Below are 2,063 nucleotides of genomic sequence, written 5' to 3' on the forward strand. Positions count from 1 at the left end.
CGGCCGCACGCGGCCGGCCGGGCCGGCGGGGGTCAGCGGGCGCCGGTCCGCGGCTGCCCGCGCAGGTGGTCGTTGAGGAAGACCTGGTTCATCACGTCGAACACCACGGTGTTGTCGATGCAGGAGCCGTCCCAGTCGTAGGGCCGGCCGTGACCCCACAGGCGGGCGGCGCGGGCGTCCACGCGGCGGTGCTGGTCGAACAGCGCCGCGCCGGCGCCCAGTGCCCACAGCGGCGCGAGTTCGTTGGTGTGCTGGCGCGAGGCGAACTGGTAGCCGGGCAGGCGGCCCGCGCCGCGGTCCTGCACGGCGCTGGACCGGCTGTGCGCCCAGCGAGCTGAGGCGCCTGCTGGGGAACGGCTGACAGGCTGGCGCCCCTCGGTGGGCGCCCGGGCAGGGCGAAAGGCCACGTCCCGCGGCCTATGGGGTAGCATCGGAGATGGGGCGCATCCGCCCACAGCGGGGCCGGCCGTGAGGGCTTCTCTTGTCGGCGGATGCGGATGGGCGTTCGATCGTGGCGGCAGGCTGCGTTCAGGGCGGCCGTGCCGTATGTGCCGCGCCGCCGCCGTGGGTCGTGTCGATAGAAGAGGCCATGGACTTGAAAAGAGTGTTGTTCGTCTGTACCGGCAATATCTGCAGGTCGCCGACCGCCGAGGGCATTGCACGGCATTTCATCCAGACCGGGGGGCTTGGCAGCCTGATCGAGGTCGATTCGGCGGGTACGCATGGCTATCACGTCGGTGAGGCGCCCGATCCGCGTACGCGCAAGGCCGCGCAGCAGCGCGGCTACGATCTTTCGGCGCTGCGTGCGCGCAAGCTGGAAGTGTTCGATTTCCAGCGCTTCGACCTGATTCTTGCAATGGACAGCGGGCATCTGGAGCACATGCGCCGCCTGTGCCCGGAAGTCTATCTTCCGCGCCTGGGGCTGTTCATGGCCTATGCGCGCGACAGCGAGTTCGACGAGGTGCCCGATCCGTATTACGGCGGGCCGAGAGGCTTCGATGTCGTGCTCGACATGTGCGAAAGCGGTGTGCGCGGTCTGCTGGAGAGCCTGACGGCGCAAGCCTGAACGGCGCTCGTGCGCAATCGCGGCAAGCCCGCACCCTCTTCAGTTTTCTGATGCAAACGAAAAAGGCCGCCTCCATTGCGGGGGCGGCCTTCGGGTGCGGCGGCTTACTTGTGCGTTTCGACCTGCTGCAGCGGCTCTTCGGCGATGACCGGGGCCGGACGCGGCTTGCGGCCGAGGCGGACGGTCTGCTCCGGGGCGCCGGTGCCGAATGATGCGTGCTTGCCCGGATCGGTCTCGATCATGATCAGGCCGCTTTCGGTCGGTGTCGGCGGGATCGTGATCATCAGCGCGCTCGGTACCGGGGCGAGGGCGGGAGCGGGCTCCGCGTCTTCAGGCGTCTCCGCCGCCGGCGCTTGGGGCGCCAGTTCCACCGTCCGCGCCGCGACGGCCCGCTCGATCAGCGAGGAGGCGGTGTCGAGGGGGGCCGGCGCTGCGGTTGGGGCAGCTGCCGGGCTTTCCGCTTCCATCGCGTCGCCGGTGGCGATGGTTTCGGCCTCGGCGGCGGGTTGCGGCGGGAGGCTGGCTTCGGGCGCGGCTTCAACCCCGGTTTCGGCCCTGGTTTCGGTCTCGGCCTCGATCCTGACCGGGGCGGGGGCTTCTTCCACCGTCTCGGCTGGCTGCGGCTCGACCGTCACCGCTTCGGTCGCGGCCAGCGGCAACGGAGTGGGCTCTTCCGCGGCAGCTTGGGCTTCGGCCGGCGGCGTCGCTTCGGCGATGGCGGGCTCGGCAATCGGCTCGGCGGACGCTGCGCTGAGGGCCTCTGCAGGTTCGGCCGGCGCGTCGGACGGCAGCGCTTCGACCGGCTCGACGGCAGCCGGGGTGGCTTCGGCCTGGGCGGGGACGCCGGTTTCGGCGGCTTGCGCTTCCGCTGCTGGGGCGCTGGCTTCCGCGTCCGGCACCGGCTCTGCCGCCAGTGCGGTCGTGCTCTCCTCGCCGGCTTGCGCCACGGCCCCGGCCAGTGCTTCGCCCGAGCGGCGGCCGCGGCCGCGGCCGCGGC

General features: G+C 71.6%; 2 protein-coding genes and 1 pseudogene. 1 reads left to right on the top strand and 2 read right to left on the bottom strand.

Annotated elements, in window-relative coordinates; translation table 11 throughout:
• Positions 1-32 precede the first annotated feature (32 nt).
• The gene (locus C666_RS18960; protein WP_004349869.1) at positions 33-305 is read right to left on the bottom strand and encodes a hypothetical protein; all 273 of its coding nucleotides are present in this window, start codon (positions 303-305) and stop codon (positions 33-35) included.
• A gap of 290 nt (positions 306-595) precedes the next feature.
• Between C666_RS18960 and C666_RS18965 the strand changes: the two genes are divergently transcribed.
• On the top strand, positions 596-1,066 hold the full coding sequence (locus C666_RS18965) for a low molecular weight protein-tyrosine-phosphatase (protein ID WP_028791971.1): 471 nt from the start codon (positions 596-598) through the stop codon (positions 1,064-1,066).
• A 104-nt stretch (positions 1,067-1,170) separates the two neighbouring features.
• On the opposite strand, the pseudogene C666_RS19415 reads toward C666_RS18965, so the two are convergent.
• A pseudogene (locus C666_RS19415) lies at positions 1,171-2,063 on the bottom strand (hypothetical protein); the annotation flags it as partial.

Source organism: Thauera linaloolentis 47Lol = DSM 12138 (genome assembly GCF_000310205.1).
Taxonomy (GTDB): domain Bacteria; phylum Pseudomonadota; class Gammaproteobacteria; order Burkholderiales; family Rhodocyclaceae; genus Thauera; species Thauera linaloolentis.